This window comes from Escherichia sp. Marseille-Q3837 (assembly GCF_916618735.1).
In the GTDB taxonomy this organism is placed as follows: domain Bacteria; phylum Pseudomonadota; class Gammaproteobacteria; order Enterobacterales; family Enterobacteriaceae; genus Escherichia; species Escherichia ruysiae.
In genome coordinates this window covers 1,415,089-1,436,474 of record NZ_CAKAKC010000001.1, presented here as the reverse complement: position 1 = coordinate 1,436,474, position 21,386 = coordinate 1,415,089, and the positions used below count along the sequence as shown (strand labels likewise).

General features: G+C 51.9%; 22 protein-coding genes. 3 read left to right on the top strand and 19 right to left on the bottom strand.

What is annotated here, in order from left to right:
* Positions 1 to 45: 45 nt before the first annotated feature.
* Positions 46 to 801, top strand: a complete 756-nt coding sequence (gene ulaR, locus LG381_RS06710) for an HTH-type transcriptional regulator UlaR (RefSeq protein WP_000133636.1) — start codon at positions 46 to 48, stop codon at positions 799 to 801.
* Here ulaR and yjfP read toward each other — a convergent pair.
* The gene (yjfP, locus tag LG381_RS06705; protein ID WP_032226424.1) at positions 798 to 1,547 is read right to left on the bottom strand and encodes an esterase; all 750 of its coding nucleotides are present in this window, start codon (positions 1,545 to 1,547) and stop codon (positions 798 to 800) included. The genes ulaR and yjfP overlap by 4 nt on opposite strands.
* 181 nt (positions 1,548 to 1,728) lie before the next feature.
* Between yjfP and bsmA the strand changes: the two genes are divergently transcribed.
* Both bsmA and yjfN read left to right on the top strand, forming a co-directional pair.
* Positions 1,729 to 2,058, top strand: a complete 330-nt coding sequence (bsmA, locus tag LG381_RS06700) for a biofilm peroxide resistance protein BsmA (RefSeq protein WP_000254628.1) — start codon at positions 1,729 to 1,731, stop codon at positions 2,056 to 2,058.
* Positions 2,059 to 2,399: 341 nt separating this feature from the next.
* A complete protein-coding gene (gene yjfN, locus LG381_RS06695; protein WP_010348195.1) occupies positions 2,400 to 2,675 on the top strand; it encodes a DUF1471 family protease activator YjfN in 276 nt (91 codons plus the stop codon).
* Positions 2,676 to 2,779: 104 nt separating this feature from the next.
* Here the strand turns inward: yjfN and LG381_RS06690 are convergent, their stop codons facing one another.
* From LG381_RS06690 to mutL, 18 genes are all read right to left on the bottom strand, one after another.
* Positions 2,780 to 4,405: an isovaleryl-CoA dehydrogenase gene (locus LG381_RS06690; protein WP_024212398.1), complete on the bottom strand. Its 1,626-nt coding sequence runs from the start codon at positions 4,403 to 4,405 to the stop codon at positions 2,780 to 2,782.
* 83 nt (positions 4,406 to 4,488) lie between these two features.
* Positions 4,489 to 5,652, bottom strand: a complete 1,164-nt coding sequence (locus tag LG381_RS06685) for a glutathionylspermidine synthase family protein (protein ID WP_225762169.1) — start codon at positions 5,650 to 5,652, stop codon at positions 4,489 to 4,491.
* Between the two features lie 2 nt (positions 5,653 to 5,654).
* Positions 5,655 to 6,293, bottom strand: a complete 639-nt coding sequence (locus LG381_RS06680) for a DUF1190 domain-containing protein (protein ID WP_105280873.1) — start codon at positions 6,291 to 6,293, stop codon at positions 5,655 to 5,657.
* Between the two features lie 9 nt (positions 6,294 to 6,302).
* Entirely contained in the window at positions 6,303 to 6,701 is a 399-nt protein-coding gene (locus LG381_RS06675) for a DUF350 domain-containing protein (protein WP_000547757.1), read from the bottom strand.
* Positions 6,702 to 6,718: 17 nt separating this feature from the next.
* A complete protein-coding gene (locus LG381_RS06670) occupies positions 6,719 to 7,378 on the bottom strand; it encodes a YjfK family protein (protein WP_225762168.1) in 660 nt (219 codons plus the stop codon).
* A gap of 50 nt (positions 7,379 to 7,428) precedes the next feature.
* Complete coding sequence (locus tag LG381_RS06665; RefSeq protein ID WP_000511939.1) at positions 7,429 to 8,127, bottom strand: PspA/IM30 family protein; 699 nt, start codon at positions 8,125 to 8,127, stop codon at positions 7,429 to 7,431.
* Positions 8,128 to 8,145: 18 nt separating this feature from the next.
* The gene (locus LG381_RS06660; RefSeq protein ID WP_225762167.1) at positions 8,146 to 8,547 is read right to left on the bottom strand and encodes a YjfI family protein; all 402 of its coding nucleotides are present in this window, start codon (positions 8,545 to 8,547) and stop codon (positions 8,146 to 8,148) included.
* Between the two features lie 126 nt (positions 8,548 to 8,673).
* Positions 8,674 to 9,405, bottom strand: coding sequence for a 23S rRNA (guanosine(2251)-2'-O)-methyltransferase RlmB (gene rlmB, locus LG381_RS06655; protein ID WP_001293282.1), 732 nt, complete (start codon positions 9,403 to 9,405; stop codon positions 8,674 to 8,676).
* A 295-nt stretch (positions 9,406 to 9,700) separates the two neighbouring features.
* Positions 9,701 to 12,142, bottom strand: a complete 2,442-nt coding sequence (gene rnr / locus LG381_RS06650) for a ribonuclease R (RefSeq protein ID WP_000076288.1) — start codon at positions 12,140 to 12,142, stop codon at positions 9,701 to 9,703.
* Between the two features lie 38 nt (positions 12,143 to 12,180).
* On the bottom strand, positions 12,181 to 12,606 hold the full coding sequence (gene nsrR, locus LG381_RS06645) for a nitric oxide-sensing transcriptional repressor NsrR (RefSeq protein WP_001177639.1): 426 nt from the start codon (positions 12,604 to 12,606) through the stop codon (positions 12,181 to 12,183).
* Positions 12,607 to 12,810: 204 nt separating this feature from the next.
* Entirely contained in the window at positions 12,811 to 14,109 is a 1,299-nt protein-coding gene (gene purA / locus LG381_RS06640; RefSeq protein WP_000527963.1) for an adenylosuccinate synthase, read from the bottom strand.
* Positions 14,110 to 14,212: 103 nt separating this feature from the next.
* Positions 14,213 to 14,410, bottom strand: coding sequence for a DUF2065 domain-containing protein (locus LG381_RS06635; protein ID WP_001089300.1), 198 nt, complete (start codon positions 14,408 to 14,410; stop codon positions 14,213 to 14,215).
* Between the two features lie 81 nt (positions 14,411 to 14,491).
* Positions 14,492 to 15,496: a protease modulator HflC gene (hflC, locus tag LG381_RS06630; protein WP_001232412.1), complete on the bottom strand. Its 1,005-nt coding sequence runs from the start codon at positions 15,494 to 15,496 to the stop codon at positions 14,492 to 14,494.
* 2 nt (positions 15,497 to 15,498) lie between these two features.
* Positions 15,499 to 16,758, bottom strand: a complete 1,260-nt coding sequence (hflK, locus tag LG381_RS06625) for an FtsH protease activity modulator HflK (protein ID WP_000312488.1) — start codon at positions 16,756 to 16,758, stop codon at positions 15,499 to 15,501.
* A gap of 86 nt (positions 16,759 to 16,844) precedes the next feature.
* Complete coding sequence (gene hflX, locus LG381_RS06620; protein ID WP_000460360.1) at positions 16,845 to 18,125, bottom strand: ribosome rescue GTPase HflX; 1,281 nt, start codon at positions 18,123 to 18,125, stop codon at positions 16,845 to 16,847.
* A gap of 76 nt (positions 18,126 to 18,201) precedes the next feature.
* Positions 18,202 to 18,510: an RNA chaperone Hfq gene (gene hfq / locus LG381_RS06615; protein ID WP_001051883.1), complete on the bottom strand. Its 309-nt coding sequence runs from the start codon at positions 18,508 to 18,510 to the stop codon at positions 18,202 to 18,204.
* Between the two features lie 85 nt (positions 18,511 to 18,595).
* Positions 18,596 to 19,546 (bottom strand): tRNA (adenosine(37)-N6)-dimethylallyltransferase MiaA, encoded by a 951-nt coding sequence (gene miaA / locus LG381_RS06610; protein WP_001280351.1) that lies wholly within the window; start codon positions 19,544 to 19,546, stop codon positions 18,596 to 18,598.
* Positions 19,539 to 21,386, bottom strand: a complete 1,848-nt coding sequence (mutL, locus tag LG381_RS06605) for a DNA mismatch repair endonuclease MutL (protein ID WP_225762166.1) — start codon at positions 21,384 to 21,386, stop codon at positions 19,539 to 19,541. Before mutL ends, miaA begins: the two co-directional genes overlap by 8 nt.

The window sequence follows — 21,386 nt, the reverse complement described above, 5'->3', positions numbered from 1 at the left end:
ATTTCAAATATCATCTAAAAAAATCAAATTTTATCGGAATAGCTCATGACTGAAGCACAAAGACATCAAATTCTCCTGGAAATGCTCGCACAACTGGGCTTTGTGACTGTTGAGAAAGTCGTTGAGCGTCTGGGAATTTCCCCTGCTACCGCGCGACGCGATATCAATAAACTCGACGAAAGCGGCAAACTGAAAAAAGTGCGCAATGGCGCAGAAGCGATTACCCAGCAGCGACCGCGCTGGACGCCGATGAATCTGCATCAGGCGCAAAATCACGATGAAAAGGTACGTATCGCCAAAGCGGCCTCACAACTGGTCAACCCAGGCGAAAGCGTGGTCATTAACTGCGGTTCCACCGCGTTCCTGCTCGGACGGGAAATGTGTGGCAAGCCGGTGCAAATCATCACTAATTACCTACCTCTGGCGAATTACCTGATCGATCAGGAACATGAAAGCGTGATCATCATGGGCGGGCAATATAACAAAAGTCAGTCCATCACCTTAAGTCCACAGGGCAGCGAAAATAGTCTCTATGCCGGGCACTGGATGTTTACCAGTGGCAAAGGGCTGACCGCAGAAGGGTTATATAAAACCGATATGCTGACAGCAATGGCAGAGCAGAAGATGCTGAGCGTGGTAGGGAAACTGGTGGTGCTGGTCGATAGCAGTAAGATTGGCGAACGTGCGGGGATGCTCTTTAGCCGTGCCGATCAAATCGATATGCTGATCACCGGCAAAAATGCTAACCCGGAAATCCTGCAACAACTGGAAGCGCAAGGGGTCAGCATTCTGCGTGTTTAAAGATGCTGCCGGAAAAATGTCACGGCGGTATCTAACGCCTCAGGTGTAATACGGTGGCGCACGCCTGGCTGCCATGAACAGGTTAACTGTTTATCCCGTCCCGTTTCTCTTAATGCCTGCTGCAAACGTAGTGATTCGTCGGCAGGCACGACGTCGTCGTCAAGGCCATGCCACAGCAGGAGCGGCCTGTCCCCGAGTTGTTCCAGGTGGTTTGTTGCTTCCCACTCCAACAGTGGCGCGATAATGTTATTAAATTCATTCTGCTGTGCTGCGGTTTCGGGTATTAGCGGCGGAAACAGAGAACGGGCAAGCGATGAGAAATAGCCCGATCCCATCATGCTGGCGGTACATTTCACCGTGGGGTGGCGAGCGGCAATCCCCAGCGCCGTCATCGCGCCCATCGATGCGCCACCAACCGCCAGGCGTTCATCAAGCAGCCATTTTTCTTCGGCTATTGCCGCACGTAAGGTAGTGAATTCCTGCATACTTTGTAGCAAGATTTGCCAGAATTGATTTAACCGTCGCGGTGCGTCGCCACTAAAACGGCTACCGTGATCGGGCGCATCCGGCATAATCACCCGCAAACCAGCCTGTGCCAACGCGACGGCAAAATAGCTATACACCAGGCTGGATGAAGTAAAACCGTGATAAAAAATCACGCATGGTAACGGTGTTTCTTTTTGCCCTGTGGGATAAGCGTGAAGAACGGGAATATCTGCCAGCACGCGCGATTCTAATTCAATCATCTATTTCTCCTTTGGGTCTGGTATGACATGAACAAATCCTTAGCACAAGTTTCTGCTGGCAGTATTAGTTCATAATGTTGAGATGTGGATTACGCTTTCGCTAAGTTTTCATTCGAAAATCGCGTACCAGGTAACAATTCGGGAACATTCCCCCAAAGTTAAATTAATAAGGCACTACACTATGGTTAGCAGGAAACGTAATAGCGTTATTTCCCGGTTTGCCAGTTTATTATTGGTGTTGATGTTAAGCGCCTGTAGCGCACTGCAAGGTACGCCACAGCCAGCGCCGCCAGTAACGGATCATCCGCAAGAGATTCGCCGCGACCAAACCCAGGGGTTGCAGCGAATAGGTAGCGTAAGCACGATGGTTCGGGGCTCTCCGGATGACGCATTAGCAGAAATCAGAGCGAAAGCTGTCGCTGCAAAAGCTGATTATTACGTTGTCGTCATGGTGGATGAAACCATCGTGACAGGACAGTGGTATTCACAAGCCATTTTATACTCTAAATAATTCGAGTTGCAGGACAAAATGGCAGGGGCGTTTTGAACAACGCTTGCGTTGGCCCTGAAAGGGCGAGGCCTCAGGCCGAGTAACGCGACAAGTGAGTGAATCCCCAGGAGCTTACATAAGTAAGTGACTGGGGTGAGTGAACGCAGGCGCAGCACATGCAACTTGAAGTATGACGAGTATATACCGTAAATAAATCAGACAACTTACATAGCCAGCTTTACATTGCTTTGCGTCCCTATGCGTTTACCTGTGCACAATAAATTACCGGCTGGAAGCTCGGGCGTTTATTACCGCGATGGAATGCCCTGCATCATGTGGGGAAACGAAAAATGGAGCTGACGATGAAACAATTACTTGCCTCACCCTCGCTACAATTAGTGACTTATCCTGCGAGCGCCACGGCACAGTCTGCAGAATTCGCCAGTGCTGACTGCGTGACGGGCCTGAATGAAATAGGTCAGATCTCGGTTAACAATATTTCAGGGGATCCGCAGGACGTGGAACGTATCGTGGCGTTAAAGGCCGATGAACAGGGGGCATCATGGTATCGCATTATTACCATGTACGAAGACCAGCAGCCCGATAACTGGCGCGTACAGGCGATACTGTATGCATGAATGTCATCAACATCGAATAAACAATGCCGGATGCGGCGCCTGCGCCTTATCCGGCCTACAGATCCTAAGATAAGACGCGCCAGCGTCGTATCAGGCGTACTCGCTTACAAAAACACGCCTCCCGTCGCCCGCAGTAATAAATCATTCTGGATCTGCTCTGACACCCGCACGCCACCGCGCGTATCTAACATTATCTGACACCACGCCTGTGCCATTGGCGGTGAAGCATATTTCAACATTTGTGCGCCACAACCCAGCAGGAATAGCTGATGAGTGATTTCTCGCCCAAGCTCTTCAGTAGGTTTGCGCAGTTGCTGCTGTAATCGACGAACCGCACGATCAAAATAACGATCTTGCCCTTTCACTTCCATAAACGCTTCCGACAGTAAGTCGTATACGCCCGCCTGCTTATTGAGAACGCGCAGCACATCCAGACACATGATGTTGCCAGAACCTTCCCAAATACTGTTTACCGGCATCTCCCGATAAAGACGCGGCAGCTCGCTCTCCTCGCAATAGCCAATTCCGCCCAGCACTTCCATCGCTTCAGCCACAAACGGAATACCACTTTTGCAAATCACAAACTTCGCCGTTGGGGTGAATAAGCGCGCCCACAGGGCTTCTTTGGCATCGGCGCGTCGATCCCACGCCCGCGCCAGACGAAACAGCAATGCCGTTTGCCCTTCAAGCTGAAGCGCCATACGACTTAAGACATGACGCATCAGAGGCTGTTGGATCAATGGATTACCAAAAACATGGCGTTGATGTGCATGATAAATCGCCAGCGAGAATGCACGGCGCATCATAGCATGGCTACCCAGGGCGCAATCAAAACGCGTCATCCCGCCCATTTTCAGGATCAGGCGAATACCTTCTCCTTCCTGCCCCAACAACCAGCCAATGGCGTCCTGAAACTCCACTTCGCAACTGGCGTTAGAGCGATTACCCAGCTTATCTTTCAGCCGCTCGAGGCGAATCGCATTGCGTTGCCCGTCAGGCAAAAATCGCGGCACAAAAAAGCAGGACAGACCGCCCGTGGTCTGCGCCAGCACCAGATGCGCATCGCTTTGCGGCACCGAGAAAAACCATTTATGCCCCACCAGCCGATAAGAGCCATCTTCCAGACGCTCTGCCCGTGTGGTATTACTCATAACATCAGAGCCGCCCTGCTTTTCCGTCATTCCCATGCCAATCAACAGGCCGCGTTTTTGCCCGCCTGGCAATAAGTGGGAATCGTAGCGATCGCTCAACAGTGGCGTGGTCCAGTCCTGAAACGGCGCGGGTAGCATCTGTAACAACAATGGCGTGGCGGCAAAGGTCATCGTTATCGGGCATAACGACCCAGCCTCAACCTGCGCATGTAACATGAAACGCGCCGCCCGCGCCACAAATGCGCCGGAGCGAGCGTCTTCTTCCCAGGCCAGATTGTGTACCCGATTAGTACATAGCGCCTGCATCAGCAGGTGCCATGCAGGATGAAAACGCACATCGTCCAGACGGCGCCCCTGCGCGTCATAGCGCAACAATTCAGGCGGATTCACATTTGCCAGCCGCCCCAGTTCAAGGGATTCAGCCGTTCCTAACTGCTGACCAATACTGGCAAGAAAATCGCTATCCCAGCCAGCACCTTCACGCGTTACCGCTTCACAGAGCGCGCCATCAGACAGGTATAAGTTGCTGTTATTTAATGGTATAGGTTGATTGAAAACGGTGTGAGTTTGCCAGTGCACTGTGTCTCCCTCCATCAATGGCAGTCACCATTAGTATGGTCACTGCCACGGATTCCTGACAGAAAGAGATTGCTAAAACATTCTTAACCCGCAATGTAATGCGGAACAAAACGCGAAGTGTCTTTAGTGATCAGCGTGTTATCTTCGCGAATACCCATTCCGCACGCTTCATCATCGACAATCCAGCTACCAATCAGTGTGTAGCTATCGCCAAAACGCGGCAGCGGTTGAAATGCCTGGTAGATCATCGGTTCATCGGCGTAATCACCATCAGCATGGTCAACGACATCATTCTGACCGTTGAAAATGGTGACGTTGCCGCCTTCGCGCGAGTAGATCGGTTTACGCACATAACTTTCGCCAGCGGCAATCTGCGGTTTTTCGCCCTCAAACCAGGAGGCCAGAAGGTTAGGATGACCAGGGAAGAAGCGCCAAAGCAACGGCATTAACCCTTTATTGCTCAATATGCTTTTCCATAGCGGCTCCACCCATTGCTCACGGCGCTTGCGCAGCAGAGGACCGTTATCGTCACGCATCATCCACTCCAGCGGATACAGCTTAAATGCACGCTGGATGACGTTATCATCAAGATCGGTCAGCACGCCGCCGACGCCCAGGCCAAGATCTTCAATGTAGATAAACCGCGACTCCTGCCCTGCCTGCTGGGCGCAGTCCTGCAAGTACAGCACGGTACTCCTGTCTTCATCGGTGTCCTGACAGCAGCAAAAATAAAACGGCTCCCGACTGTAAAGTTCACTAAAGCGCGAGATGAGGCGTTCCTGAATGGCATTGTACTGATCGGCGTCACGTGGAATAACGCCGCTGCGCCGCGCATCCTCCAGCCATAGCCACTGGAAATATGCCGACTCATACAACGAAGTCGGCGTATCGGCGTTGTACTCAAGCAGCTTCACCGGCGCATTACCACACCAGGCAAAATCCATCCGACCATACAGCGAAGGATCGCGCGCCCGCCAGCTTTCAGCGATCACATCCCAGTGCAACGGCGGGATCGCCAGTTGCGTCAGGATCTGTTCATCTTTAACCGCACGCTCCACCACCTCAAGGCACATCTGATGTAACTCTGCGGTTGGTTTTTCGATCTGCTCTTCAATCTGGCGCAGAGTAAAGCGATAGGCTCGACTCTCATCCCAATAGATCTCATTATCGATGATATGAAAGTCGAAACCGTTGTCGGCGGCGATCTGGTCAAGATCCTGCCGCACAGGGACGTTATGTCTCAGCATGATTAGCCTCCCCAATGCCCACGGGCGCTGGAGGAGCGACCATAGCCGCCGCGCGAAACCGTTGAGGCTTTTCTGGTGGTAAAGCTGCCCGAGGAGTAAGACTCTTTTTTGCCAGAACCGGAGCGCCAGGAGTAATCACCGGAAGTGCTGCGCCAGACGGGGCGCGAAGCATAAGAGGAACCGCCGCTGTTATAAACAAACTGCTCATCGCGATCTTTACGAATAACCCGGCTTAATAAAAATCCAGATATTACCGGGATCCAACTCTGTTCAACGTTGTCGTAGTAACAATTTTCATACTTAGACTGACAATTCTGCTGAGTCATATTCTTCGGAACATCGGCATAAAACGCCGCTTTGGCGTTGTTCCAGCCATGCGCACAGATGTCTGAATTATTACCGTCATCAATACAATCCTGCACTGTCGAATAAAACGTTCCGTCGCCGTCGTTATCGACATCGCCGCTATCGGCACAACCTTTCAATACGAAAAAAGCGGCACCGCCCATTAGCGCCAACGTTAAGTATTTTTGTGCGTAGCGATTGCGACGCGGTTCAAAAGGATTATTCGGTCTACCAATGCGACTGATCGCTCCGTGACCAATTTTACTGTTATTTCTTGATTTGCGTTTTCTGGCCATGATCGTCCATTACCATGTCATACAAGCTGCGTTAAAAATACCGCCAGCCAGCGCGGCGGTTCCCATAAACATTCCTGCCGCAGTGTTGTGATTAATAATTTTATCGCTTAATGCCGGCATATAAAGTCTGACGCCAGCAAAAACGAGTAACTGAATTACCAGTGCGATTCCGCCCCAGGCAAAATAATCTGGAATACTCACCGCATTGATTGCCGCACTGGATAATGGAATAACGTAACCCAACAACGTGCCGCTGAACGCCAGCGACGCCGCAGTGTTATTATTCTTGATCAACTGCCATTCATTATGCGGAGTAATTTTGGAATAGATAAAAAGAAAGATAATCACCATAGCTACGCCGATAAAAAAATAGGCGCTAAAAGCGAGGAGTGAATCCAGTATATGCATTGTAAACGTCCCTGTAATTAACCAATAATATGAAGTGATGTCAGTGGGATATCGACACCCAGCGCGCGAGAAAATAACCACTCCGGTTCACCGAGGTCGTTAAAAGATTCCTCACCATTTAACAGCAAATATTCACAGGTATCTTCGGTCACCTGCCGCTGGTAACCCATAGTAAAATTATGCACTTCCCATTTGGCATGGTTTTGATTTTCTACTTTTTCCAGCATGTAAACGGGTTCAATATTTCCCGGTTCTTCACTGTTAAAAAATCGCTGCCAGCGTTTTTCCTGCCAGTTTAAGGTTATCGCCCCCATCGCTTTGGCGTTGATCGCCTCGCGCCAGTGGCTTTCTTTGCTGATACCGTAGCTCTCTTCATAGACAAAGAGCTTGATATCATCAATGTCATCAATATTTTCGCCGCCGGTGGTGTTGATTTGCAGAAATTCATCGCCGGAAGTGTAATAGCGAAAAATCTGACTACCGCCGCCCAGATCGATGCGGCTGACGGCGGCCACGGTATATTCTTCACCCGGTAACTCGATCAGTAATGCCTCTTCCAGCAAACGAAACGCTAACGTGTCGAGCGTAAAGCCACTATTGAGGTGGAGTCCCAGCGGACCACGATTAATAGCAGGCTTATCATCCTTGCCAAACAGGCGCTGGAAAAAACCAGACATATTTTATCCTTAAAATAGTTGCCAGCCTTGCAGTGAGGCTGGCAAAAAAATTACTCACCCTGTTGGCGTTGCAGTCTTGCCAGCACATCCTGGGCACTGCTTTTATTGGTGCCGCCAATTCCGGCTTCCGCCAGCTTTTCATCGAGGTCGCGACCGTCTGCGACTTTCTCCAGCTGTGCGGCAGCATCCAGACGAGCCTGACGTTCGGCCTGACGCGTTTGCAGGCGTTTTAAGGATTCTGCCGCTGTCGAAACGCTGGAAGACGCGCCAACTGTAGATGTCGTCACAGCCTGCTGCGCACGTTGCATAGCTTCAGTGGCCTTAACAACTTCCATTTGCTGCTCAAACTGAGCGATACGCTGTGCCGTCGCCGCAACCGCTTTTTCCACGCCATCGCGGGAAACTTCCAGATTCGACAATACTTGTTCTTCAGCGGTAATAAGATTCTCAAGACGCGCGATTTCTTCAGCAACTTCATTAATCAACGATGGATTAACGTTCTTACTTAACGCTTCCAGCGCACGGGCTTCCAGACCCGCTTTACGTGCACGTAAGTCTTTCAGTTTGTCGTTGCTTAATTTCACTCGTGCCAGCAGATCGACGCGAGATTTCCCGGCTTTATCCAGTTCAGCTTTAGCGTCGCGAATATGTTGTTCCAGCATCCGCACACCCTGGGTTTCTTCAATGGACTCTTCCGCCTGCGCGATAAATGATTTCCCCAGCGTAAATAAACTTTTTAAAATCCCCATAAATACGAATCCTTGTAATTAGTGTGAATATTCTTCAGTAATTTCAGCCAGATCCAATGCGTTATCCACCAGCGTGGTTATCTCCAGCAGGATGTCGTCAAGGGAAGATTTAAGCGATAACGCCCCGAAAACGATGTAATACTCTTCCTGTTGCACACTGGAGATCCCTACCGATGACAGCGGCATCATCTTCTGATTTCTTAATAAGAAGGTATTAAATTCATCTGGATTGCTGATACTACTTACCGGACAAATAAAGGTTTCGATAATCATCTGGCGAGAAGTAAAAAGAATATTGATTTGCAAATCGCCATAATCATTCATTTTAATAATTAATGCGTTCTCGCCATTTGTTACATCAATATTTTGTTCAGGTACAGTTTGCAGCGCCGTCGCCAGCGCCAACGGATTCCATGTCATATATTATTCCATATAAATTAAATTTAATTATTAATAAAATGAATATTTATAGAGCGTAATTATCTTACCAGCTATAGATAAAAAAAAACCATCCAAATATGGATGGTTTTTTATAATTCAGAGAAATTAGCTACGCTGGCGAACTGCTTCAAATAAGCAAATTCCGGTCGCAACCGAAACGTTCAGGGAAGAAACGCTACCTGCCATCGGAATACTAATCAGTTCATCGCAATGTTCACGGGTCAGGCGACGCATACCTTCACCTTCCGCGCCCATCACCAGCGCCAGGCGCCCGGTCATTTTGCTCTGATAAAGCGTATGATCCGCTTCACCTGCCGTACCGACGATCCAGATATTCTCTTCCTGCAACATACGCATAGTGCGCGCCAGGTTAGTCACCCGAATCAGCGGAACGCTTTCTGCCGCACCACAGGCCACTTTTTTCGCCGTGGCGTTGAGTTGAGCGGAGCGATCTTTCGGCACAATCACTGCATGAACGCCAGCGGCATCCGCGCTACGCAGGCACGCACCAAGGTTATGCGGATCGGTTACGCCGTCGAGGATCAGCAGGAACGGCTGATCGAGCGAAGCAATCAGATCTGGCAGATCGTTTTCCTGATACTGCCGTCCTGGCTTCACACGGGCGATAATGCCCTGATGCACGGCACCGTCGCTTTTCTCGTCGAGATATTGGCGGTTTGCCAGCTGGATAACCACGCCCTGGGACTCAAGGGCGTGAATCAGCGGCAACAGACGTTTATCTTCACGGCCTTTTAAAATAAAGACTTCCTGAAAACGTTCAGGGGCGCGCTCCAGCAGGGCCTGCACTGCGTGGATGCCGTAAATCATTTCGCTCATTAATGTACTCGTTGTTTACGTTTTGCCTGATGCGCTACGCTTATCTGGCCTACGGATAATTCACCCTCTTCTTTTTGAAGAGAGCGAGATTGCTGACAAACAAGTTCACTCGTTAACGTGGGCACGGTTTTCTCCCCCTGGAAGGCGAATGGGCCCAGGTGAGGGCAATTATACGCGCCAGTGCTGGCCTGTTCCCCTCACCCTAACCCTCTCCCCAAAGGGGCGAGGGGACTGTCCGAGTGAATTTTTGCGTTGGTCATAATACTAACCCTCTTCTGTTTGAAGAGGGTAATGATCACTCTGCCACTTTTTTCTTCGCCGCACGCTTCGCTTTGGTTGCAGCGGCTATTTTCTGCGTTTTAGCCGATGGCTTCTTCGCTTTTTTCGCGTCTTTCTTCGCCGCTTTCGGCTTCGCTTTTTTCTCACCACGGAAGGCGCTGTCTGGCTCAAAGTTTACCTTTTTGCCGACCTGACGACGCTTACCGCCTTTTTTGCCTGCATCGCCTTTTTTGGCTTTCTCGCGCGCCGTTTTACCGACGTTGCGCGGTGCACGTTCGCTGGAGATCAGGCTAAAGTCGATTTTGCGCTCGTCCATATTAACCGCTTCGACGCGAACTTCCACGCGGTCGCCCAGGCGATAAGTCTGGCCGCTGGATTCGCCCATCAGGCGTTGTCCGACTTGATCAAAGCGATAGTAGTCGTTGTCCAGCGAAGAGACGTGAACCAGACCATCGATGAATAAGTCATCCAGACGAACAAAGAAACCGAAGCCTGTGACGCTGGAAATTACACCTTTAAAGACGTTACCAACCTGATCGAGCATGAAGTCACACTTCAGCCAGTCAGCCACATCGCGCGTTGCTTCGTCGGCACGACGTTCCGCCATCGAACAGTGCTGACCCAGTTGCAGCATCTCTTCCATCGAATAATGGTAGCCGCCAGTTTCAGTGGTGTTGCCCTGATGCCCCTGCTCTTTCGCCAGCAGATACTTAATGGCGCGGTGCAGCGTCAGGTCAGGATAACGACGAATCGGCGAAGTAAAGTGCGCATAGGACTGCAATGCCAGGCCGAAGTGACCACGATTTTCCGGATCATAAATCGCCTGTTTCATTGAACGCAGCAGCATGGTTTGCAGCATTTCTGCGTCAGGACGATCGGCAACCGACTCCAGCAGTTCCGCGTAGTCGCGCGGTTCTGGCTTGTTACCGCCCGGCAGTTCCAGCCCCAGCTCCGCCAGCACTGAACGGAAAGAGGTAATCGCTTCGGTGCTCGGCTTGTCGTGTATACGGAACAGTGCGGGTTCTTTGGCTTTCTCAACGAAACGTGCCGCCGAGATATTCGCCAGGATCATACACTCTTCAATTAATTTGTGCGCGTCGTTACGCTGAGTCTGTTCGATACGTTCAATACGGCGTTCAGCGTTGAAAATGAACTTCGCTTCTTCGCTCTCAAACGAGATCCCGCCGCGTTCTTCACGGGCTTTATCCAGCACTTTATAGAGGTTATGCAACTCTTCGAGATGCTTAACCAGCGGTGCGTACTGCTCGCGCAGATCCTGATCGCCCTGCAGAATATGCCAGACTTTGGTGTAGGTCAGGCGCGCGTGAGAGCTCATCACCGCTTCGTAGAATTTGTAGCCAGTCAGGCGACCTTTCGACGAAATGGTCATCTCGCACACCATACACAGGCGGTCTACCTGTGGGTTGAGCGAACACAGGCCGTTAGAGAGCACTTCCGGCAGCATCGGGATAACCTGCGACGGGAAGTACACCGACGTACCACGGTTACGCGCTTCTCTGTCCAGCGGCGTTGGCGGACGCACATAGTAGCTGACATCGGCAATTGCGACCCATAAACGCCAGCCGCCGCCGCGTTTTTTCTCGCAGTAAACTGCATCGTCAAAGTCGCGGGCGTCTTCGCCATCAATGGTGACCAGCGGTAAATCGCGCAGATCGACACGGCCTGCTTTTGCTTCTTCCGGCACTTCTTCTTTCAGTCCGGCAACCTGTTGCTCAACAGCCTGTGGCCAGATGTACGGGATTTCATGGGTGCGCAGAGCGATATCAACCGCCATGCCGGTGCCCATATTATCGCCAAGCACCTCGACGATTTTACCCACCGCTTTGGTACGACGAGTCGGGCGTTGGGTCAGTTCGACCACCACCACAAAGCCCATCCGCGCGCCCATGATCTGATCTGGCGGGATTAAGATATCGAAGCTCAAACGGCTGTCGTCAGGAACCACAAAGCCGACGCCCGCTTCGGTAAAGTAGCGACCAACAATCTGGCTGGTTTTTGGCACCAGTACACGGACAATACGCGCTTCACGGCGGCCTTTACGGTCAGCGCCCAGCGGCTGCGCCAGCACCTGATCGCCATGAATGCAGGTTTTCATCTGCTCGCTGGAGAGATACAAATCATCTTTACGTCCTTCAACCCGCAGAAAGCCGTAGCCATCACGGTGACCAATAACTGTACCTTTCACCAGATCGAGGCGTTCCGGCAGCGCATAGCACTGACGGCGAGTGAAGACCAGTTGACCGTCGCGCTCCATCGCGCGCAGGCGGCGACGCAGGCCTTCAAGCTGCTCTTCGCCTTCAATGTGCAGTTCTACAGCCAGCTCATCACGGCTGGCCGGTTTTTCACGTTTGGTTAAATGTTCGAGGATAAATTCCCGGCTAGGGATGGGATTCGCGTATTTTTCAGCTTCGCGTTCCTGGAAAGGATCTTGTGACATCTCGGTTCCTCCGTTGTCATCTCTGATGAAGATTTTCGTCACTCCACCAGCAATAATTTATAAAGCGGTTGATTCTCTTCAACCAAATCGGCAAGCGTGTAGTTATCCAGTTCCGTAAGAAAACTTTGCACGGCCTTAGAAAGTGCCTGTTTCAACCGACAGGCAGGTGTAATGTGGCAAAACTCACTGCTGCAATTCACCAGCGATAAGGGTTCCAGCTCGCGCACCACATCACCAATACGTATCGCACTCGCCGGTTTACCCAGGCGAATGCCGCCATTTTTTCCACGAACAGCAGTCACGTAGCCGGCACGACTAAGTTGATTGATTATTTTGACCATATGATTACGGGAGACGCCGTAGACGTCAGTCACTTCAGAAATACTGGTCATCCGCCCTTCTGGCAATGACGCCATGTAGATCAGCGCACGTAATCCGTAATCAGTGAAACTCGTTAACTGCACATCAACCTCAAAAGGGAAATCGGGAAAAAATACATTTACATTGATGATAAACCAGCCACAAGCTGTGTCGCTAATTTATTTCAGTTTGGGGAAGGAAAAAAGCGAGGATTTAACACTGTGTCGGATAGCATAATGGCTTACCCGACACAGCAATGTATCACACTGTTAGCCCGGCAGGCAAAATATCTGCCAGGCGTACCAGGATTACGCGTCGAACGGGTCGCGCAGAATCATGGTTTCAGTACGATCCGGACCGGTAGAGATGATATCGATCGGCACACCGGTCAGCTCTTCAATGCGCTTGATGTAGTTCAGCGCCGCCTGCGGCAGGCCGCTACGATCTTTCACGCCAAAGGTGGATTCAGACCAGCCCGGCATGGTTTCGTAAATCGGCTCTACACCTTTCCAGTCGTCAGCTGCCAGCGGAGTGGTAGTCACTTCACGACCATCCGGCATACGGTAAGCCACGCAGAGTTTCACCTCTTTCAGGCCATCCAGAACGTCCAGTTTAGTCAGGCAGAAGCCAGACAGGGAGTTCAGTTGTACCGCACGACGAACGGCAACGGTGTCCAGCCAGCCGGTACGACGACGACGACCCGTAGTTGCGCCGAATTCGTTACCCTGCTTGCAGAGGAACTCGCCAGTTTCATCAAACAGTTCGGTCGGGAACGGACCTGCACCTACACGAGTGGAGTAAGCTTTGAGGATACCCAGAACGTAATCAACATAACGCGGGCCCAGGCCGGAACCGGTCGCCACGCCACCAGCAGTGGTGTTGGAAGAAGTTACGTACGGATAAGTACCGTGGTCGATATCCAGCAGCGTACCCTGCGCACCTTCGAACATGACGAAATCGCCACGCTGACGCGCCTGGTCGAGCAGGTCAGAAACGTCAACCACCATAGAAGTCAGGATGTCGGCAACAGCCATCGTATCATCCAGAACTTTCTGGTAATCAACCGCTTCAACTTTGTAGTAGTTAACCAACTGGAAGTTGTGATATTCCATCACTTCTTTCAGTTTTTCAGCGAAGGTTTCTTTGTCGAAAAGGTCGCCAACACGCAGACCGCGACGTGCTACTTTATCTTCATAAGCAGGCCCGATACCACGACCGGTGGTGCCGATCGCTTTCGCGCCACGCGCTTTCTCACGCGCGTTATCCAGCGCAACGTGATAATCAAGGATCAGCGGACATGCTTCAGACAGCAGCAGACGCTCACGAACGGGGATGCCACGGTCTTCCAGTTCTTTCATCTCTTTCATCAGCGCGGCCGGAGACAGCACAACACCGTTACCGATGATGCTGGTTACATTCTCGCGGAGAATACCTGATGGAATAAGATGGAGAACGGTTTTTTCACCGTTGATTACGAGAGTATGGCCTGCGTTGTGACCGCCCTGGTAGCGTACAACATATTTAGCCCGTTCAGTCAGAAGATCGACGATCTTACCTTTACCTTCGTCACCCCATTGGGTGCCCAGTACGACGACGTTGTTACCCATTTTTCAAAATCACCGTTTGCTTAAAAATGGATTCTACCATCGCTTTTTCAGAGTTACAGCACTTTTTGCATCCAAAAATGACCTTAATCAGTCTATTTTTTGTTCAGCCAATCGTTTTCCTCAACATGTAGTAGACCACAACGCCCGCAACCACAAGTCCACCACCAAAACGACGTAAAATATTATCGGGTAAATTGGTCATCGCAGAGATCATCTTCTTCCACGCCTGCGGGTAAAGCATCGGTCCTAAACCTTCCAGCACCAAAACCAGAGCAAGCGCCAGCCAGATTGTCGAATTCATTCATTGTCCTTATAGAAAAAGAAAACCACCGACATCCCTGAGGATGCGGTGGCTTTATTGACCTGTACCGCAGTCGTTATCTTAACGCGTTGCGGAAGTCGGCGTCTTCATGTAGCGGAAGAAATCGCTGTCCGGGCTCATGACCATCACGTCCTGATTGCCAGAGAAGCTGTTCTCATAAGCACGCAGGCTACGGATGAATGCGTAGAAGTCCGGATCTTTGCTGAATGCATCAGCAAACAATTTGGCAGCTTCTGCGTCACCTTCACCGCGCATGATGCGACCCTGACGCTCTGCTTCTGCCAGCGTTCTTGTCACTTCATAGTCGGCAGTTGCGCGCAATTTTTCCGCTTCTTCCTGACCTTGTGAACGATGGCGACGCGCTACCGCTTCACGCTCGGCGCGCATACGGTTGTAGATCGCCTCAGACACTTCGGTCGGCAGGTTGATCTGCTTAATACGCACATCGACAACTTCAATACCCAGCGCCGCCATACTGTTCGGGTTGATGACCGGAACTTTGCCCTTCGTCTCAGCCGTTACACGCTCTGCCGCTTCGGCAATGGCGTTATCCGCTGCTGGGGTAGTGACTTCATCTTCAGTACCCGCAGAACCGGAGTTCAGCGCGTCACGCACTTCCAGAGTCAGACGACCACGGGAGTCGGTGACAATGTCTTTCACGTCCAGGCGACCAATTTCAGAACGCAGACGGTCAGAGAACTTACGTTTCAATAGCACTTCCGCTTGCGAAATGTCGCCACCACCCGTTGCCAGGTAGTAACGGCTGAAATCGCTGATGCGCCATTTGATGTAAGAGTCGACGATCAGGTCTTTCTTCTCTTTGGTCACAAAGCGGTCGGCCTGGTTGTCCATGGTCTGAATACGCGCATCGAGCATTTTCACCGTTTCAATGAACGGTATCTTGAAATGCAGACCCGGCTCATAAACCAGAGGTTTGTTGTCATCGTCACGCAGTACCTTACCAAAACGCAGCGTAATACCGCGCTCACCTTCTTTGACGACAAAGACAGACATGTAAAGCACTACCAGCACGATGATGATAATCGCGATAACTGACTTACGCATCGTTATTCCCCCTGACGCTGGTAGTCGTTACGCTGCGCGTTGGCGCGGCGTTGGTCCATAATATCGCCCTGACTAGTGGACGACGTGTTGCTTGCCCCACTGGTCGTGGAGGAAGAGGCTGGCGGCAGACGCAGCAGATTGCTGGCGCCGTTGTCGCTCTTCGCCGCTGGCGCGTTACCCCCTTTCAGCATCTGGTCTAACGGCAGAACCATCAGGTTGCCACCTTTATCGTTAACCAGCACTTTGCGGGTGTTGCCCAACACTTTTTCCATCGTCTCGATATACAGACGCTCGCGAGTAATTTCCGGCGCAGCTTTATATTCCGGCAGAAGTTTAGCAAAGCGCGCGACTTCACCCTGGGCTTCCAGGATAGTCTGAGCCTTGTACGCACGCGCCTCTTCGAGGATACGTTGCGCCTGACCGTTCGCACGCGGCTGAACTTCGTTGGTATACGCTTCTGCTTCACGAATGTATTGCTGTTCGTTTTCACGTGCGGCAATCGCATCGTCAAACGCTGCTTTTACTTCTTCCGGCGGACGAGCAGCCTGGAAGTTGACGTCCAGCAGAGTGATACCCATGTCATACGGACGAATCGTCTCTTCCAGTTCGCGCTGAGTATCGCTACGAATCACGGTACGACCTTCCGTCAGAATGCGGTCCATGGTGTATTTACCGATAACCCCACGCAGGGCGCTGTCGGTAGCCTGGCGCAGACTGTCATCCGGGCTGGTTACGCTATACAGGTATTTTTCCGGATTGGTGACGCGGTACTGCACGTTCATCTCAACGCGTACCACGTTTTCGTCCGACGTCAGCATCACACCGGAAGCAGCCAGTTCACGCACGGCTTCCACGTTCACCGGTTTAACTTCGTCGATAAACGTCGGTTTCCAGTTCAGACCAGGTTCAACCAGATGGCTGAATTTACCAAAGCGTGTTACCACGCCGCGTTCGGCTTCTTTAATGGTGTAGAAACCACTGGCCGCCCAGATAATGACAATCGCTGCCGCTGCGATGGTAACGACACGACCGCCAAGCTGCGGGCGCGGGCCTTGCGATGAACTGCCACCGCCAGATCCAGTGCCTTTACCGCCGCCCAGACCACCGAGCTTTTTGCTCAGTTTGCGGAAGATATCATCTAAATCAGGTGGCCCTTGATCGCGACCGCCTTTGTTTCCATTTCCCTCAGAGTTGCCGCCAGGTTTGCTGCTTCCCCACGGGTCGCGGTCTTGTCCGTTATTACCGGGCTGATTCCACGCCATGTTTGTGCTCCATATTTGTTATGCGGTGATCCCTGTTGTCTTTCGACGCCAGAGGATATGACTCCACGCTTCAGACGCTTTGCCGGTTAGATCAGGTAATCGATCAACGCCGGTTCTTGTTTACAGAGGCGACGCCAGTCAACGATCGGCATACGAACTTGCAGACTTACACTGCCGTCCTCCTCCATCCACTCTTTTTCTATTGCCTGAAGCTGATAAAAACGACTTCTCAGACGCCCTTCCTGCGGCGGCAGACGCAATGTATGCTGCGCCACCTCACCGGAAAGCCGCTCCGTCAAAGCCTGAAAAAGCTGTGGTATCCCCGCTCCGGTCTGCGCAGAAAGCCAGACACGGATCGGTTTGTTCTCTTCGTCCCGATCAATACGCGGTTCGAAATCTTCCAGCATATCGATCTTGTTCATCACCAGCAGGGTTGGGATCTCGTGAGCATCAATCTCTTCAAGAACCGTATTCACCGCTTCGATGTTTTCTTGTACACGCACATCTGCCGCATCAATGACGTGCAGCAGCAATGTGGCTTGCCGCGTCTCTTGTAACGTGGCTTTAAACGCCGCCACCAGATCGTGCGGCAAGTGGCGAATAAACCCTACGGTATCTGCCAGCACGGTTTCACCGACATCCGCGACGTCAATACGCCGCAACGTCGGATCGAGGGTGGCAAACAACTGGTCTGCCGCGTAGACCCGCGCTTCGGTGATGCGATTGAAAAGGGTAGATTTACCGGCGTTGGTATATCCCACCAGCGAAACAGTAGGAACGTCGGCTTTGATACGCGATTGCCGCCCCTGCTCACGCTGCTTTTCAACTCTTTCCAGGCGCGACTGTATCTGCACGATGCGATTACGCAACAAACGACGGTCGGTTTCGAGCTGGGTTTCACCCGGACCACGCAAACCAATCCCGCCTTTCTGTCTTTCAAGGTGGGTCCAGCCACGCACCAGGCGCGTAGCCAGATGGCGCAGCTGCGCCAGCTCAACCTGCAACTTACCCTCATGGGTACGCGCACGTTGGGCGAAAATATCTAAAATAAGGCCGGTGCGATCGATGACACGACACTCGCACAAACGCTCCAGGTTACGCTCTTGCGCTGGGCTCAGGGCATGGTCAAAAAGAACGACCGAAGCACCCGTCGCTTTGACAGCTTCCGCAATTTCAACTGCTTTACCTTCACCTACAAAATACTTTGGGTGCGGCGCTTTACGGCTACCGGTAATCACCTGCAATGCTTCGACACCGGCGGAAGAAACCAGAGATTCAAACTCCTGGAGGTCTTCCATATCTTTGTCTTGCGTAAAATAGATGTGTACCAGCACCGCCTGCTCACCAGCATCATAACGGTCAAACAAGCGTAAAACCCTCTAAATAGATCAGCGGGGAACGCAGGATCGCTGGCTCCCCGTGTAAAAAAAACAGCCCGAAACCTTATTCGGTTTCTTCGCTGTCCTGTTGCGCGGAAGTATTCTGCGCGCTGCTACCATGATGATAGTTACTGCTAGTACCGCCACCGGCGTTGTTACTGTGATGAGAAACCGGGCGAGACGGGACAACAGTAGAAATCGCGTGCTTATAAACCATCTGGCTGACCGTGTTTTTCAACAGGATCACGAACTGATCAAAAGACTCGATTTGTCCTTGCAGCTTAATACCATTCACCAAATAAATAGAAACTGGAACACGTTCCCGACGCAGTGCGTTCAGGAACGGATCTTGTAAAGATTGCCCCTTAGCCATTCTCTCTTTTCCTTATATGCTTATTTGTACTTTGAACCTTTCGATTCTGAAAAAATTGCGCACGATACGTCTCAATTGTACACATTCAGCCTGCGATAGCACCAACAACCTGTAATACTTCGTCACGCGCCTGTTCTGGTTTTTCACTGTCAAGCCAGTGAACCCCTTCCCAACCACGCAGCCAGGTTATCTGCCGCTTCGCCAACTGTCTCGTGGCGCAAACACCTCGATAAACCATTTCATCGTATGAGATTTCGCCTTCAAGGTAAGACCACATCTGGCGATAACCCACGCAACGAATGGAAGGCAAATCCGTATGCAAATCTCCTCGGGCAAAAAGCGCCCGGACTTCTGCTTCAAAACCTGAAGCCAACATCTGATGAAAACGCTGCTCAATTCGTTGATGGAGCAGTTCACGGCTCGCCGGGGCGATGGCGAACTGATGCACCTGATACGGTAGAGCGTCTCCTGACGTTTGCGTCAGTTCCGTTAAAGTTTTACCCGAAATGAAAAAAACTTCCAGTGCCCGGGAAAGCCTTTGTGGATCATTTGGATGAATCCTTGCTGCCGCAACAGGATCGATCTCCTGAAGTTGACGATGCAATGACTCCCAACCTTGCTCTGCCGCTTGTTGCTCAATTCTGGCTCGTACTTCGGGGTTCGCCGACGGTAGCGGCGACAATCCCTCCAGTAACGCCTTGAAATACAACATAGTACCGCCCACTAACAGCGGGATTCGCCCCGCCGCCGTGATATCGGCCATTTCCGCCAGCGCATCGCGACGAAAATCAGCAGCCGAATAAGCCTGCGACGGATCGCGAATATCCAGCAATCGGTGCGGCGCGGCGAGTAACTCTTCAGCGTTCGGCTTCGCCGTCCCGATATCCATCCCTTTGTAAATAAGGGCAGAATCAACGCTTATCAACTCTACTGGTAAAATTTTACGCAGCTCAATGGCTAACGCCGTTTTACCGGAGGCCGTCGGCCCCATCAAAAAAATTGCCTTAGGCAGGCTCGCCTTACTGATATCACTCATCTTTCAGGGCTTTTATCGCCGGATGTAAATCAACAGATTGTAACAGACCACCCGGCGGCGTTTTCACAAGCTGCGGACATAACCGTTCTACATCCGCCAGCAGGGTAATGGCCTGAGCCATTGACCACTGTGCATGTTCGCTCATCAGATTTCGTGCAATCCACTGCGCAATATTGCCAGGTTCGAATACGGACTGCTTCGCCAAGTAGCCTATCAGTTCAGGAATCAAGATTTGTAAATTTTGTTGGCGTAAGGGTAAAGGCACGGCTCTGATGGTCACATGCTGCGCATCAGACTGAAATTCAATGCCTAACTCCGCCAGAGCGGACTGCGCTTTTTCTAATGCCGATTTTTCTTCGCCAGAGACTTTTAGCCGCAACGGAATAAGCAACGGCTGGGCACAAACCGGCACCTCACCCGGCGTCAGTTGCATCTGACGCAACCAACGTTCCGCTACCGCCAGGGCTAAAAGTGAAATGTTGCCGTCACGCTCCAGCAGCGCACAGTCGGAATTGACGATAGTCAACACCCGACCAAAGCTTTGACCATTCGATGCCAGCGTAAGTTCCTGCGGTTCTGGCGCTTTTGGTTTGAGCATCGGCGCAGGCGTTTGCAAAAGCTGGCGATACACTTCGCCTTGCTGTTTCTGGTAGCCCGGTTGCGCGTTCGGCCAGGGAGCAGACTGGCGACTGCCTGATGCTGGCGCAGGAGTGTAGCGTGGAGCTACCGGTTCACGAACTGCCGGTTCTGCAAAATGATTACGCCCTGCGGCTACGCGGTTTTCCGGGATGGCGCGCGATGCAGGTTGTGGTTCATCATCCAGCGGCAGCGGCGTTTCCAGTTGCTGTTGTAGCACGCTCAGCACGCCCTGATAGATAAAGTCATGCACCAGACGCGACTGATGGAAACGCACTTCGTGTTTGGCGGGGTGCACGTTGACGTCCACCTGATGCGGGTCGATCTCCAGATACAGCACAAACGCCGGTTGCTGATCGGCGCCCAGTTTGTCTTCGCAGGCCTGGCGGATCGCATGATTGATCAGGCGATCGCGCATCATGCGCCCATTCACGTAGCAATACTGAATTTCCGCCAGTGCAGGCGTGGTGTGATTCGGATCAGCCACCCAGCCGCGCAGCGTGAGATCGCCGTGCTGCCATTCAATCGCCAGCGCATGTTCGAGAAAAGCGGTGCCACAAATCGCCCCTAAACGGCGTTCTTTTTGCCCGCCTTCCGGCACTGCGCGGTACTGGCGCACAATTTTGCCGTTATGCGACAAGTTGATAGTGACGTCGAAACGCGCCAGCGCAATGCGGCGGATGATTTCATCGATATGGTTAAATTCGGTTTTCTCGGTGCGCAGGAATTTGCGCCGCGCCGGAGTGTTGTAGAACAGATCCAGCACCTCCAGCGTTGTTCCCACCGGATGCGCCGCTGGTTTAACCGTCACGTCCATATCACGCCCTTCGGCATAAGCCTGCCAGGCTTCCTGCTGTTCCGCAGTGCGCGAAGTGAGCGTCAGGCGGGAAACCGAACTGATACTCGCCAGCGCCTCACCGCGAAAACCCAGGCTGATAATAGCTTCGAGATCGTCCAGAGAGGCAATTTTACTGGTAGCATGACGAGCCAGCGCCAGCGCCAGCTCATCTTTTTTGATACCGCAGCCGTTATCACGAATGCGGATAAGTTTCGCCCCACCGCGTTCGATATCAATATCGATGCGCGTCGCACCCGCATCGAGGCTGTTTTCTACCAGTTCTTTGACTACCGACGCAGGTCGCTCGACCACCTCACCTGCGGCAATCTGGTTCGCCAGTTGTGGCGGTAAGACCTGAATTGGCAT